This is a genomic window from Sphingopyxis solisilvae (assembly GCF_015475875.1).
In the GTDB taxonomy this organism is placed as follows: Bacteria; Pseudomonadota; Alphaproteobacteria; order Sphingomonadales; family Sphingomonadaceae; genus Sphingopyxis; species Sphingopyxis solisilvae.
The window spans coordinates 1-12969 of record NZ_JADKYM010000040.1 but is presented as its reverse complement, the minus strand read 5'-3'; the positions used below and the strand labels follow the sequence as shown (position 1 = coordinate 12969).

Genomic DNA, 12969 nt, shown 5'->3' with positions numbered 1-12969 from the left:
CTTTCTGACCGGCCGCCTACCCGGCGAGCCGCCGCCGACCCTGTTCGAATATCTGCCCGACAACGCGCTTCCCACGGAAGCGGGCGGTTCTTGTTTCGGTGCCGCCGAAAAGGCGGTTAATGACGCGCCGCCCTCTTGCACTTGGCCAAAGGCGTGCGATATTTGGTCCGATGATGATGCTCCCCGCCTCGATCCCGCACCTGATCCAGTCGATGGCAGGCAATGACGAAGGCGCGCCGGGCCAACCCGGCGTCGGCATCGCGACGCGCACGCGGACGAAGCCCAAAAAGCCGTCGATGTACAAGGTGCTGCTGCTCAACGACGATTATACGCCGATGGAATTCGTCGTGATGGTGCTCCAGCGCTTTTTCAACATGGACATCGAACAGGCGACGCAGGTGATGCTGCATGTCCACCAGCAGGGCGTCGGGGTGTGCGGCGTGTTCAGCTACGAGGTCGCCGAGACCAAGGTCAATCAGGTGATGGACGCCGCGCGGCAGAACCAGCACCCGCTGCAATGCACGCTCGAAAAGGCCTGACCTAAGCGCCCTTGGCTGCCTGCTCGGCCTTGAGTGCCGCGGAGGGCTCTCCTTTCAAATCGCCGTAGCGCAGTACCTCGCCGCATTCGGGGCAGATCGTCGATGTTCCGACATCGGCGCCGCAAGCCCGATGGATATAGCGCATGGCCGGACCAGATGCCGCCTCCCCGGCTTCATAGGCCCAGCGTTCGGCCCAGTTGCGCATCGCATAGAGGACGTCGAACAGATCCTTGCCCTTCGCGGTCAGGCGATATTCGTGGCGTGGCGGCCGTTCCTGATAGGCGTGGCGCTCGACCACACCCTGTTTTTCCATCAGCTTCAATCGCGCCGAGACGAGTTGGGGCCCGAGCCCTGTATTCGCAGCGATTGCCTCGAACCGCCGCCGTCCGAAAAACAGGTCGCGTAGGATCAGTAGCACCGCACGGTCGCCGAGCAATTCGGCCGACCGCCCGACGGGGCAGAAGGTATCAGACAGATCTGCGCGCTTCGGCATCGTTCCAATCAACCGGAAAATTATCGCTTGTCACTATGATTATCATAGTTACTATCAAGCGCAAGAGGAGAGTCGCTTATGCCCAATCCCGCAGCCGTCATCATCGGAGCCGGCGACGCCACCGGCGGCGCGATCGCCCGCGCCTTTGCCGCCGAAGGGCTCACTGCCTGTGTCAACCGCCGCGAGCGCAACGCCGATCAATTGGAAGCCCTTGCGCAATCGATCCGCGATGAGGGGCACCGCGCGCGCGCCTTCCCCGCCGATGCGCGCAGCGAGGATGCGATGATCCAGCTGTTCGACACGGTCGAGGCCGAGGTCGGTCCCGTCGAGGTGGCGGTGTTCAATATCGGCGCCAATGTGAATTTCCCGATCGCCGAGACGACGCTGCGCGTTTACACCAAAGTGTGGGAAATGGCCTGCCTCGGCGGCTTCCTGATGGGGCGCGAAGCCGCCAAGCGCATGGCGCCGCGCGGGCGCGGTACGATCATCTTCACCGGGGCGACCGCATCCTTGCGCGGCGGGTCGGGTTACGCCGCCTTTTCGGGCGCGAAAAGCGCGCTCCGGATGCTCGCACAATCGATGGCGCGCGAACTGGGGCCGAAGGGCATCCATGTCGCGCACACAGTGATCGACGGCGCGATCGACACCGACTTTATAAAAGGCCGCCACCCAGATTTCGACAATGCCAAGGCGCAGGATCTGATCCTGAACCCGGAGGCTATCGCCGCCAATTATGTGATGCTGCACAAACAGCCGAAAAGCGCATGGACGCACGAACTCGACCTTCGCCCCTGGGGAGAAAAATGGTGACCAAAACGCTCGAACTGATCTTCGATTTCGGCAGCCCCAATGCCTATCTGGCGATGAAGGCGCTGCCCGAACTGCTCGAGCGCACCGGCGCCGATCTGGTCATCACGCCGTGCCTGCTCGGCGGCATCTTCAAGGCGACGGGGAACAAGGCACCGATGATCCAATATGCCGATGCGCCGGCCAAGCTCGCCTATGAAAATCTGGAGATGCGCCGGTTCATTGCAAAACTGGGCCTGACAAAATTCCGCCTCAACCCGCATTTTCCGGTGAACACGCTGACGATCATGCGCGGCGCGATTGTTGCCGAGGATGATGGCAATCTCGACGACTATGTCGATGCCGTGAACCGCGCGATGTGGGAGGAGGGGCTGAAGATGGACGATCCGGAAGTGATCGCGCCCTTCCTTTCGGCCAACGGGTTCGACGGCCCGGCGTTGCTCGAGCGGACACAGGAGCCCGAAATCAAGGCCAAGCTGGTCGCCAACACGGAAGCCGCGGTCGCACGGGGGGTATTCGGCATCCCGACCTTTTTCGTCGGCGACGAGATGTTTTTCGGCAAGGATCGGTTGGGTCAGGTCGAGGAGGCGTTGGGCGGTTGAGCGCCTGCCCCGCTTGCGCGCATGGCTCCATGCGCTAAGGACGGCCGATGGATCAAATCGTCATTCGCGGGGGCCAGCGACTTAAGGGCCGTATTCCCATCAGCGGCGCCAAGAATGCGGCGCTGACGCTGCTCCCCTGTGCGTTGCTTACCGACGAGCCGCTGACCTTGCGCAACCTGCCGCGGCTCGCCGACGTCGACGGGTTCGGGCACCTGCTCAACCAGCTCGGCTGCTCGACGACGATCGAGGGATCGCGCCCTGAGGACTTCGGCCGCGTGATGACCGCGCGCGCGACGACCTTGACCTCGACCGTCGCACCCTATGACATCGTGCGCAAGATGCGCGCCTCGATCCTCGTGCTCGGCCCGCTGCTCGCGCGCGCGGGCGAAGCTACGGTGTCGCTGCCAGGCGGCTGCGCGATCGGCAACCGCCCGATCGACCTGCATTTGAAAGCCCTCGAAGCCTTCGGCGCCGAGATCGAGCTCGCCTCGGGCTATGTGAAGGCCGTTGCCCCCGGCGGGCGTCTCGCGGGCGGCAAGTTCACCTTTCCAGTCGTGTCCGTCGGCGCCACCGAAAATGCCGTCATGGCGGCGGTGCTCGCCAAGGGTACGTGCGTGCTCGAAAATGCGGCGCGCGAGCCGGAGATCGTTGACCTTTGCAACTGCCTTGTCGCGATGGGCGCGCATATCGAGGGGATCGGCACCGAAACGTTGACGATCGAGGGCGTCGATCGCCTCCACGGTGCGACCTATCGGGTGATGGCCGACCGTATCGAGGCAGGCAGCTACGCCTGCGCCGCGGTGATCACCGAGGGCGATGTCGAGCTGGTCGGCGCCAAGGCGAGCGAGATGGAAGCGACGCTCGCCGCGCTGCGCGAAGCCGGCGCGACAGTCGAGGAAACCAAGGCGGGCATCCGCGTCGCCATGTCAGGCCGCGCGCAGCCGATCACACTCAGCACCGCGCCTTACCCCGGTTTCGCGACCGACATGCAGGCGCAGTTCATGGCGATGGCGACGCTCGGTACCGGCGCGTCATTGTTCACCGAAACGATTTTCGAGAACCGCTATATGCACGTCCCCGAACTGGCGCGCATGGGCTGCGACATCCAGGTCAAGGGGCGCACCGCGGTCGTGCGCGGCGTCGACAAGCTGATCGGCGCGCCGGTGATGGCGACCGATCTGCGCGCCTCGATGAGCCTGATCATCGCCGGGCTCGCCGCCGAGGGTCAGACCGAGGTCAATCGCGTCTATCACCTCGACCGTGGTTACGAGCGGCTGGAGGAAAAGCTTCAGGCCGTCGGCGCCGATATCGAACGGATCAGCGCGGGGTAGCGACATCCTGCTCGCAAGGCACCGATACCACATTGCTGCCGCTGACCGACGGCTTGTCGGGGCGCTTGACCACTGCGATCACCAGCCCGATCAACGCCACCGTGCCGCCTGCGATCGACAGGGGTGCCCAGCGATAGCCCTCGAACAGCGTTGAAAAGCCCATGGCAATGATCGGGATCAGTACGCTCGACCATGCCGCCTGCCCCGGTCCGACCGCGCGGATGATGTTGAAATAGAGGGGGAATGTGACCGCGCTGGCAATCACCCCCAGATACAGCACGCCGCCAAGATAGGCGGGCGTTGCCTCGATGACCGGCGGGCCGGTCGTCACCCAGGCAAAGACGGCATCCCCCAACGCGCCGAACATCATCGCCCATGCGATCATCACCACCATCGACTGCTCGCGCGCGATGCGGCTGCCTTGCATGACGTTCGATGCGGACGCGCTCATCACGCCGCACAGCGTCAGCGCGGTGCCGATCAGCACTTCGGCGGCACCGACGTTGGCGGCGCGATATTCGTGGAGGATCATCATCCCCACCCCGGCTATCGCGATCCCGGCGCCGAGCAGGAAGCGTCCCTCGACCTTGGTTTTCAGAAAGATGCGTCCCAGCAACGTGTTCGGGACGATCAGCAGGGCAAACAGAACCGCGACCAGCCCCGAGGTGATGTGCATTTCGGCGCGATAGACGAAGTTGAAGTTGAATGCGAACTGGGCCAGCCCGAGCAGCGCCGCAAACCCCCAGCCGAACCCGGACAGCGTGAGCCTTTCGCCGCGCCAGGCAGAATAGGCGAACATGGCCGCTGCCCCGACGAAGAAGCGATAGGCGACCGACCAACTCGGTGGCACCACGCCCAACTGCCCGGTGATGACAATCCACGTCGATCCCCAGATCAACGTCACCAGCATAAAGGGGACGAGGACGCGCGGCGTCAGCAGCGATGGCGCAGCGGTCACAGCGCGGCAATCGCCGCCGCCAGCGGCGCGACCGCCGCCGCATCCTGATCCCAGCTGACGACCAGCCGTGCGGCGCCTTCGCCCCAGTCGTAAAAATCGAACCCGGCCGCGCGCAATGCAGCAGCTTCGACCGAGGTCAGCCGCACAAACAATTCGTTGGCCTCCACCGCGTGCATCAACCGCGACCCGCATGCCGCCGCCAGCGTCGCGGCGCCGGCGTTGGCAGCGCGGGCGTTGGCGAGCCATAGGTCGTTCGCCAGCATCGCGCGGATCTGCGCCGCGACAAAGCGCCCCTTGCTGAGCAAATGGCCGCCGCGCTTCTTGAGCTCGCGCACCCCCGCCCCGCCGCTGCCGCCAAAAAACACTATCGCCTCGGCCATCATCGCGCCATTTTTGGTGAAGCCGAACGACAGCGCGTCGACTCCGGCGCGCCATGTCACGTCGGCGGGGGCGCAATCGAGAAAGGCGACGGCGTTGGCAAAGCGCGCACCATCCATATGCAGCTTCATGCCGTTGGCGCGCGCGATCTGGCTGATCTCGCCGATCTCTTCGGCGCGCCAGACAAGGCCATATTCGGTCGCGTTGGTGATGCTGATCGCCGCGGGCTGGACTTGGTGAACATCCTTGCGGATGCCCGCGATCCGCGCCTTCAGCGCCTCGGCGTCAATTTTCGCGCCTTGTCCGGGCAAGGTCATCAATTTGGCGCCGCCCGAATAAAAGGTCGGGGCGCCGCATTCGTCGACCTCGATATGCGCTTCCTCGTAACAGAGGATGCCTTGCCAGGGACGAACGAAATGGGCGAGGATGATGCTGTTCGCGGCGGTGCCGGTCGGGATCCACACGACCTCGCAATCGGTCTCGAACAGATCGGAAAAGGCCGCATCGAGCGACCGGCTGATCGCATCGCCGTCATAGGCGGTATCGACATGGTTGGCTGCCACCAGGGCTTCCATCACCGCCGGATGAACCGTTGCGGCATTGTCGGAGAAAAAGCGGGTCGCAGTCACGATTCGCGCCTTAGCGCAGGTCGGCGCGTCATGCTAACGCTTCGTTTCAAGAGGGTTATATGTGTCCGGTTTAGCGGTGCCGGTACATCCATTTGCGCAGCGAGCGCGATTTGCGGACTAGATATTCACCCGGCCAGATAATCTGCGTCCGCAAGCCGTGGCGATCGAGGACCAGCCCGACGCGCGGGACCAGAACCTGATACGGCTGCCAGTCATAATCGGTCGTTTCCGGGGTGGGGTCGGTCGGCATGGCTGATCCTTGCAATAGGCCCAGTCCCCACCATCGGCTTTAACATCTTCCCCGCTTTTCAACCCTTCCTTTAACACAGGTCGGCGTCCGCGTCAGGTGCGCGCGCGGTGGTGCGACGCACCCGCAGGGCGCCCTGACCTGCGGCGCCGCAGTAACGCGACAGACGGCGCCGCGTCAGCGGTCGCGTTTCGCCAGCAGCTTGAGGCGCAGCGCGTTCAGCTTGATGAAGCCTGCGGCATCCTTCTGGTCATAGGCGCCGGCATCGTCCTCGAACGTCACATGGCGCTCGCTGTACAGGCTGTTCGGCGACTTGCGGCCGACCACGCTGGCGTTGCCCTTGTAGAGTTTCAGCCGCACCGTGCCGCTGACCTTTTCCTGACTGTGGTCGATCGCCGCCTGCAGCATCTCGCGCTCGGGCGCGAACCAGAAGCCGTTATAGATGAGCTCGGCATATTTCGGCATCAGCTCGTCCTTGAGGTGCGCCGCGCCGCGGTCGAGGGTGATGCTTTCGATGCCGCGATGGGCACGCGCATAGATTTCGCCGCCCGGGGTTTCATACATGCCGCGCGACTTCATGCCGACGAAGCGGTTTTCGACGAGGTCGAGGCGGCCGATGCCATGTTTGCGGCCAAGGTCGTTGAGCGCCGCGAGCAAGGTCGCGGGCGACATCGCTTCGCCGTTCAGCGCCACCCCGTCACCGCGTTCGAAATCGATCGTGATATATTCGGGGGTGTCGGGCGCATCCTCGGGATTGACGGTGCGCGAATAGACATAGTCGGGGGTTTCATCCCACGGGTTTTCCAGCACCTTGCCCTCCGACGAGGTGTGGAGGAGGTTCGCGTCGGTCGAAAACGGGCTCTCACCGCGCTTGTCCTTCGGGACCGGAATCTGATGCTGTTCGGCCCAAGCGATCAGCGCGGTGCGGCTGGTCAGATCCCATTCGCGCCACGGCGCGATCACCTTGATGTCGGGGTTCAGCGCATAGGCCGACAGTTCGAACCGGACCTGGTCATTGCCCTTGCCCGTCGCACCGTGCGCGACCGCGTCGGCGCCGGTTTCCTTGGCAATCTCGACCAGCCGCTTCGAGATGAGCGGGCGCGCGATCGAGGTGCCGAGCAGATAGTCGCCCTCGTACCGCGCATTGGCGCGCATCATCGGAAACACGAAGTCGCGGACGAACTCCTCGCGCAGATCGTCGATATAGATATGTTCGGGCTTGATCCCCATCAGCTCGGCCTTGGCGCGCGCAGGTTCCAGCTCTTCGCCCTGCCCGAGGTCGGCGGTGAAGGTCACCACTTCGCAGCCATAGGTGACCTGCAGCCACTTCAGGATGACGCTGGTGTCGAGACCACCCGAATAGGCGAGGACGACGCGCTTGATGGAATCGGACATGGCGGTACCTTTGGCGAGAGAATATCGCGGGCGCGGCTAGCAGGCCCGTCCCCGCGACGCAACGCCCGCCACGCCCCCGGACCGGGATCGGCGGCGGAAGTTGTCAAACTTGTCACTCTATCGACCCCCGGAATTCGCCGTGTCAGTCCACCCCGCGCCGCGCGCGGCCGCGCGATCAACGGGACGCGCAGCCCGGTCCGGATCACCGATGGAAGCACATTGCAAAAAGGTAGGAAAGCCCCCGGCGATCCTATTTTGTCGCACCGCCGCGCGCGGCGAACGGCATCGCCCTGTCGCCGCGGATATTCGCTTGGCCGCACGGGCCCATCCCGCTAGTATCAGACGATACCATATCACACGGATGAGGAATTTCATGCGCCTGACCCTTGCCTTTGCCGCCGTTGCCGCCGCTTTTGCCGCCACCACCCCCGCCGCTGCCGAAGAAGGCATGTGGACGTTCGACGGGGTGCCGGTCGACGCGATCCGCCAGGCCTATGGCTGGGCGCCCGACAAGCAATGGCTCGACCGCACCCAGGCCACGGCGGTGCGGCTGACCGGCGGCTGTTCGGCATCGTTCGTTTCGGGCGAGGGGCTGATCCTGACCAACCACCATTGCGTCATCAGCTGCCTGCAAAATCTGTCGACCGCCGAGAACGACCTGGTCGCGGGCGGTTTCAACGCCGCCGACCGCGCGCGCGAACGCCAATGCCCCGGCCAGCAGGCCGAGGTCGTTACGTCGATCACCGACGTCACCGGCGACATTCAGGGCGTGATCGGATCACTGACCGGCGAGGCATTGGTCAAGGCGCGCGACGCGCGCATTGCCGAGCTCGAGTCGGCGGGTTGCACCGACCGCGCCAAGACGCGCTGCCAGGTCGTCACGCTGTTCGGGGGGGGCCAGTACAAGCTGTATCAATATCGCAAGTACAGCGACGTCCGCATCGCATGGGCGCCCGAATTCCAGGCGGCCTTTTTCGGTGGCGACCCCGACAATTTCAATTTCCCGCGCTATGCGATGGATGCGGCGTTCCTGCGTGCTTATGAAGACGGCAAGCCGGTGGCGACGCCGACCCACCTCAAATGGAACCCGCGCGCGCCGCAGGAAGGCGAGATCACTTTTGTCGTCGGCAACCCGGGTTCGACGCAGCGCCTGCTGACCGAAACGCAGCGCGAGTTTCAGCGCGCCGAGCGCCTGCCGTTGACGCTGATCCTGTTGTCGGAGATGCGCGGTCGCCTGATCGCGAGCATGGAAGGCGACGCCGACAAGACCCGCGAGGGCGGCGACGATCTGTTCGGATATGAAAACAGTTTCAAGGCGCTGTCGGGACAGTTACGCGCGCTGAACGATCCGGCCTTTACCGCCAAGCTGGCCGCCGAGGAGGCCGACCTGCGCGCGCGGGTGAAGGGCAATGCCGAAATTGGCGATCCCTGGTCCGAAATCGACAAGGCGATGGCCGAACGCCGCAACACCTATCTCGACAGCGTGTTCCTGCAGAACGGCCCCGCCAGCTATTCGACGCTGGCGGGTTATGCGATGACGCTGGTGCGCGCCGCGGCCGAACGCGGCAAGCCGAACAGCGAACGCCTGCCCGGCTTTACCGACTCGGCGCTGCCGCTGACCGAAAAACGGCTGACCGATACGGTCCCGACCTATCCGTGGCTGGAAGAGCTGGGCGTCGGCTTCTGGGCCAGCAAGGCGCGCGAATATCTGGGCGCCGACAATGCCGACGTCAAAATGCTGCTGGGCAAGGAAAGCCCCGAAGCCTTGGGCAAGCGGCTGGTCGAGGGAACGAAGCTGGCCGATCCCGCCTATCGCAAGCAATTGTGGGAAGGCGGTGCCGCGGCGATCGCGACGTCGGACGACCCGATGATCCGTTTCTTTGCGCAGCTCGACCCGCGCGCCCGCGCGATCAAGACGGCGTTCGACCGCGACTATGACGCGCCGGTCACGGCGGCGCAGGCGCGGCTGGCGAAGGCGCGCTTCGCCGCCTATGGCGACAAGCTTTATCCCGACGCGACCTTCACCCTGCGCCTGTCCTATGGTCAGGTGAAGGGATGGACAGAACGCGGCAAGCCGGTGTCGGCGACCACCGTGATGGGCGGCACCTATGACCGCGCAACCGGACAGCTCCCCTACAAGCTGGCCGAGGGGTTCGTGAAGGCCGAGGCGCGGATCAACAAGAATACCGTCTATGATTTCGTCACCACCAACGACATCATCGGCGGCAATTCGGGATCGCCGGTGATCGCGCGCGACGGCAGCGTTATCGGCACCGCGTTCGACGGCAATATCCACTCGCTGGGCGGCAATTTCGGCTACGACGGCACGCTGAACCGGACGGTCGCGGTGTCGACCGCGGCGATCCAGGAAGGGCTGGAGAAAATCTGGCCCGCCCCGGCGCTGGTCGCCGAACTGAAGGGTGGCACGAAACGGCGGTAATCGCCCGCCGGGAGGGACCGCGATGACCAAGAGTGAAGTGAAGACCAAGGCGACCGAGGTGTCGGTCGCCGACTTCATCGCCGCGGTCCCCGACGCGCGGCGGCGCAAGGAGGCGGCGGTGATCGACGCCATGCACCGCCGCGTCACCGGGCTGGCACCGAAGATGTGGGGGCCGTCGATCATCGGCTATGGCAGCTATGACTATGTCTATGACAGCGGCCGGTCGGGGACGATGTGCCGCGCCGGATTCAGCCCGCGCAAGGCGGCGACGACGTTGTATCTGATGGGCAATTACTGCAACCGGCAGGACGAGGCCGACGCGCTGTTTGCGCGGCTGGGCAAGTATAAGGCGGGCACGTCGTGCCTTTACGTCAACAAGCTCGCCGACGTCGATCTGGAGGTGCTGGAGCGTTTGGTGGCGCTCAGCTGGGATGTCATGAACGAGCGCTATCCGGGATAGGCATTGCGGACATAGCCAATGGCCGGTTGCGACCGTTTGCGGACGTTTAGATCAATCGATAATCTTACAGCACGCTATACCTTTTTCTTAGGGGCTGAACGTGGTCAGCAAATATGAATCACGCTTTTCCGCTGGTAGGCTCAAAGCTGCCTGATAGAACTCAGCCTGTGATGTGCAGTAAAATTCTTCAGGTCCTTGTTGCTGCATTGCTTGGACCATTTGCTCCATCGAAAGGCCGAGCTTTTTAGACGCTTTTTGGGCAAGCTCGAACGAAATATCCCCATACTCATCCTGTGGCATGGGTGAAACACTGCCCTTGCCGGGGTCATTTAAAATCATGTTGTAAAGAGTCGCCTCCCTCCGTTGTATTTCGGCAGGAAACACGCGCTCGAAATTGAAATCACGCCCAGTCGTGAGATATATACATAAGCTGGGATTATTTGCAGCTAGGTATCTCTGCTGTTCTATTGAGCTCTCGACCATGGAGACCAAGGCGCTCGCAGACAGATTTGGAGCCCGTCCCATAATCAAGGCGTGAACAATTGACCGGACCTCTGTGCGAAAACCGGCTAAGTCCTTGCTTGGTGCCGCACGCTCAGCGGCAGCTACAATCTGTGCATAAGTATCGGGGTATTTAGATTTGATCGTCGCGTAAAACGGGAACTGAGTTTCGATTGCAGTCAATATCTCATTTGCCCCTTCGCTGGGAGCAATTTGGGCAAACGCAGGTGCTTGGCAGCACAATAAGATAGCGGCGGCGATCGTTGCGAATTTATTCATTCCGTCCCCCATTTCTGCTTGGGGCAGATGGATGTCTCATGGAAGCATTGTCAACTGCGGTTCATTATGAGCGTCCGCTTCCCACCCCAAAGCCGCCATTCCTTCGCGCCCAGAGGGCCCCAGCGGTCAAATCCCTGCATACCATTCATAATCGATGCGGTCCTCCCAATAGCCGCCCTTGCCCGCGCCGATTCCGTCGAGGCTCGCGACGGCTTCGATGCCGGTCACATATTTGGCGTGCTTGTAGCCCAGTTGGCGTTCGATGCGCAGGCGCAGCGGGGCGCCATTGGCGATCGGGAGCACCGCGTCGTTGAGCGCCCATGCTAGGATCGTCTGCGGGTGCCGCGCGTCGACCATGTCGCAGCTTTCATAATAGAGCGCGTCACCCAGCCGGTCGGCGCAGCGAAAGACGATGTAGCGCGCGCTGTCCCTGACCCCGGCGGCGGCGAGGATGCGCGACAACTGCACCCCGGTCCATTGGCCGATCGCGCTCCACCCCTCGACACAATCGTGGCGGGTGATCTGGGTGCGCTGCGGCATGGCGCGGATGTCGGCCAGCGACAGCGACAAGGGTCGCGCGACCAGCCCGGTGACCGCGACGCGCCAGTCGGCAAAACCGCTTGCCGCGTGGGCGGCATAGGCCGTGCCCGCAGGCAGGCGGGTGCCATTGGCGCGAAAAATCGGTGACAGATCGGCGCGGGTAAACTCGCGCGCCAGGGCGTTGCGGTCGATCAGCGCGCGCTGGCTCGCGCGGTTCATCTCCTCGCCCATCGACAATATCTTGCGCACGGCGGGCGCTTCGTTGATCGCATCGCAGGCCGACAGCAGCGGCAACGTCGCCGCGAGGCCGCCCGCGCGCGCGATCAGCTGGCGCCGCGGCATGATAAATTCGCTCATGCGCCGTCCTTTCGTTCGGGTGGCAGGCGGAACCAGCCCGACACCATCGACCGGATTTCGTTCACTGGCCCCGCGAGCAGCACCATCGCGATATGCACGAAGAAAAAAGCAACCAACGCCCATGCCGCGATGAAGTGGATCGACCGCGCCGACTGGCGCCCGCCGAACAGGTCGAGCAGCCACGGCGCGCCCGCGTTGATCCCCGGCGACATGGTCAGGCCGGTCGCGATCATCAGCGGCAGCAGAACAAAGATCACGCCGATGTACGAGAGTTTCTGAAGTATATTATAGCGCGCCGCGGCTTCGCCCTTCGGAAACCGCAGCCGCGCATGCTGCTTGATGTCGTGCCAGATGTGGCGCGGTGACCATTCGCTGCGGCGAACATGCAGGTCTTTTGCCAAATGCCCGCCGATCGCCGTCCACAGCATATACAGCGTCAGGCTGATCGCCAGCACCCACGCAAAGAACAAATGCCAGCGCCGTCCGTCGGCCAGATTATAGCTCGTCGGAATCGTCGCCCAGCCGGGGAACGCCCAGGTCTTTTCGACCCCCTCCGCATTGGTCCAGCGACCGAGCACACCGGTCGTTTCGACCCGCAGCGACCCGATCCGCAAATAGCCGCTGTCGGGCGTCGACCCGATCACCAGCCAGGCGGGGTCGTTGTTGGCGCCATATTCACCCCAATAGAGCCGCGGGTGCGCGTTAAAGATCATCAGCCCGCTCATCAGCAGGACGAGAAGCGTGACCGCGTTCAGCCAATGCCAGATGCGCGTCGGCAGCCGGTGGCGATAGACGCGCACCGGCTGCGGGGGGGTAGGAGAAGGATCGTCAGCTTGGGCCACGCCGTTCCATCATTCCATCACTAAGCCCTCCCCTTCAGGGGAGGGCAGCGAGACTTGCAGCTTGCTGCCTAGTCGCAGCGGGTGGGGTCCATCGGCCTTGCGCAAGGCCGATGGACCCCACCCCAACCCCTCCCCTGAAGGGGAGGGGCTTAAGACAGTTCGCTCCTTCCC

The 12969-nt window shown here is 63.6% G+C and carries 15 protein-coding genes; 7 read left to right on the top strand and 8 right to left on the bottom strand.

The window, feature by feature from the left end; all coding sequences use genetic code 11:
• Both IR187_RS16925 and clpS read left to right on the top strand, forming a co-directional pair.
• On the top strand, window positions 1-226 hold a 226-nt coding region (locus tag IR187_RS16925), incomplete at its 5' end, for a hypothetical protein (protein WP_228766009.1).
• Complete coding sequence (gene clpS, locus IR187_RS16420) at window positions 213-539, top strand: ATP-dependent Clp protease adapter ClpS (RefSeq protein WP_228766012.1); 327 nt, start codon at window positions 213-215, stop codon at window positions 537-539. The genes IR187_RS16925 and clpS, both read left to right, overlap by 14 nt.
• Window position 540: 1 nt before the next feature.
• Here clpS and IR187_RS16415 read toward each other — a convergent pair whose 3' ends face one another.
• Complete coding sequence (locus tag IR187_RS16415) at window positions 541-1032, bottom strand: winged helix-turn-helix transcriptional regulator (RefSeq protein WP_194955646.1); 492 nt, start codon at window positions 1030-1032, stop codon at window positions 541-543.
• 78 nt (window positions 1033-1110) lie between these two features.
• On the opposite strand from IR187_RS16415, the gene IR187_RS16410 reads away from it, so the two are divergent.
• From IR187_RS16410 to murA, 3 genes are read left to right on the top strand one after another with little or no spacing between them, the layout of a single operon-like run.
• Window positions 1111-1842 (top strand): SDR family oxidoreductase, encoded by a 732-nt coding sequence (locus IR187_RS16410; RefSeq protein ID WP_194955645.1) that lies wholly within the window; start codon window positions 1111-1113, stop codon window positions 1840-1842.
• Complete coding sequence (locus IR187_RS16405) at window positions 1836-2441, top strand: 2-hydroxychromene-2-carboxylate isomerase (protein WP_194955644.1); 606 nt, start codon at window positions 1836-1838, stop codon at window positions 2439-2441. The genes IR187_RS16410 and IR187_RS16405 overlap by 7 nt, the downstream gene beginning before the upstream one ends.
• Window positions 2442-2488: 47 nt before the next feature.
• Window positions 2489-3772, top strand: coding sequence for a UDP-N-acetylglucosamine 1-carboxyvinyltransferase (murA, locus tag IR187_RS16400; protein ID WP_194955643.1), 1284 nt, complete (start codon window positions 2489-2491; stop codon window positions 3770-3772).
• Here the strand turns inward: murA and IR187_RS16395 are convergent.
• The 4 genes from IR187_RS16395 to IR187_RS16380 all read right to left on the bottom strand — a co-directional run bounded on the left by IR187_RS16395 (window position 3759) and on the right by IR187_RS16380 (window position 7379).
• Window positions 3759-4730, bottom strand: coding sequence for a DMT family transporter (locus IR187_RS16395; protein ID WP_324187717.1), 972 nt, complete (start codon window positions 4728-4730; stop codon window positions 3759-3761). The two genes, murA and IR187_RS16395, sit on opposite strands and share 14 nt — an antisense overlap.
• A complete protein-coding gene (locus tag IR187_RS16390; RefSeq protein ID WP_194955642.1) occupies window positions 4727-5737 on the bottom strand; it encodes a threonine aldolase family protein in 1011 nt (336 codons plus the stop codon). The genes IR187_RS16395 and IR187_RS16390 overlap by 4 nt, the downstream gene beginning before the upstream one ends.
• A 70-nt stretch (window positions 5738-5807) precedes the next feature.
• On the bottom strand, window positions 5808-5987 hold the full coding sequence (locus IR187_RS16385; protein ID WP_194955641.1) for a hypothetical protein: 180 nt from the start codon (window positions 5985-5987) through the stop codon (window positions 5808-5810).
• A 174-nt stretch (window positions 5988-6161) separates the two neighbouring features.
• The gene (locus IR187_RS16380) at window positions 6162-7379 is read right to left on the bottom strand and encodes an argininosuccinate synthase (protein WP_194955640.1); all 1218 of its coding nucleotides are present in this window, start codon (window positions 7377-7379) and stop codon (window positions 6162-6164) included.
• A gap of 373 nt (window positions 7380-7752) precedes the next feature.
• Between IR187_RS16380 and IR187_RS16375 the strand changes: the two genes are divergently transcribed.
• On the top strand, window positions 7753-9819 hold the full coding sequence (locus tag IR187_RS16375) for a S46 family peptidase (RefSeq protein WP_194955639.1): 2067 nt from the start codon (window positions 7753-7755) through the stop codon (window positions 9817-9819).
• A 22-nt stretch (window positions 9820-9841) separates the two neighbouring features.
• Window positions 9842-10279 (top strand): DUF1801 domain-containing protein, encoded by a 438-nt coding sequence (locus IR187_RS16370; RefSeq protein ID WP_194955638.1) that lies wholly within the window; start codon window positions 9842-9844, stop codon window positions 10277-10279.
• An 87-nt stretch (window positions 10280-10366) separates the two neighbouring features.
• Here the strand turns inward: IR187_RS16370 and IR187_RS16365 are convergent, their stop codons facing one another.
• From IR187_RS16365 to IR187_RS16355, 3 genes are all read right to left on the bottom strand, one after another.
• Window positions 10367-11059, bottom strand: a complete 693-nt coding sequence (locus IR187_RS16365) for a hypothetical protein (RefSeq protein WP_194955637.1) — start codon at window positions 11057-11059, stop codon at window positions 10367-10369.
• A 126-nt stretch (window positions 11060-11185) separates the two neighbouring features.
• Window positions 11186-11956, bottom strand: a complete 771-nt coding sequence (locus tag IR187_RS16360; protein WP_194955636.1) for a molybdopterin-dependent oxidoreductase — start codon at window positions 11954-11956, stop codon at window positions 11186-11188.
• A complete protein-coding gene (locus tag IR187_RS16355) occupies window positions 11953-12798 on the bottom strand; it encodes a cytochrome b/b6 domain-containing protein (RefSeq protein ID WP_194955635.1) in 846 nt (281 codons plus the stop codon). The genes IR187_RS16360 and IR187_RS16355 overlap by 4 nt, the downstream gene beginning before the upstream one ends.
• Window positions 12799-12969: the final 171 nt, after the last annotated feature.

Coding starts and splice junctions, on each gene's coding strand:
- clpS (WP_228766012.1), top strand. CDS start 213: ATGGCAGGCAATGACGAAGGCGCGCCGGGCCAACCCGGCGTCGGCATC.
- IR187_RS16415 (WP_194955646.1), bottom strand. CDS start 1,032: ATGCCGAAGCGCGCAGATCTGTCTGATACCTTCTGCCCCGTCGGGCGG.
- IR187_RS16410 (WP_194955645.1), top strand. CDS start 1,111: ATGCCCAATCCCGCAGCCGTCATCATCGGAGCCGGCGACGCCACCGGC.
- IR187_RS16405 (WP_194955644.1), top strand. CDS start 1,836: ATGGTGACCAAAACGCTCGAACTGATCTTCGATTTCGGCAGCCCCAAT.
- murA (WP_194955643.1), top strand. CDS start 2,489: ATGGATCAAATCGTCATTCGCGGGGGCCAGCGACTTAAGGGCCGTATT.
- IR187_RS16385 (WP_194955641.1), bottom strand. CDS start 5,987: ATGCCGACCGACCCCACCCCGGAAACGACCGATTATGACTGGCAGCCG.
- IR187_RS16380 (WP_194955640.1), bottom strand. CDS start 7,379: ATGTCCGATTCCATCAAGCGCGTCGTCCTCGCCTATTCGGGTGGTCTC.
- IR187_RS16375 (WP_194955639.1), top strand. CDS start 7,753: ATGCGCCTGACCCTTGCCTTTGCCGCCGTTGCCGCCGCTTTTGCCGCC.
- IR187_RS16370 (WP_194955638.1), top strand. CDS start 9,842: ATGACCAAGAGTGAAGTGAAGACCAAGGCGACCGAGGTGTCGGTCGCC.
- IR187_RS16365 (WP_194955637.1), bottom strand. CDS start 11,059: ATGAATAAATTCGCAACGATCGCCGCCGCTATCTTATTGTGCTGCCAA.
- IR187_RS16360 (WP_194955636.1), bottom strand. CDS start 11,956: ATGAGCGAATTTATCATGCCGCGGCGCCAGCTGATCGCGCGCGCGGGC.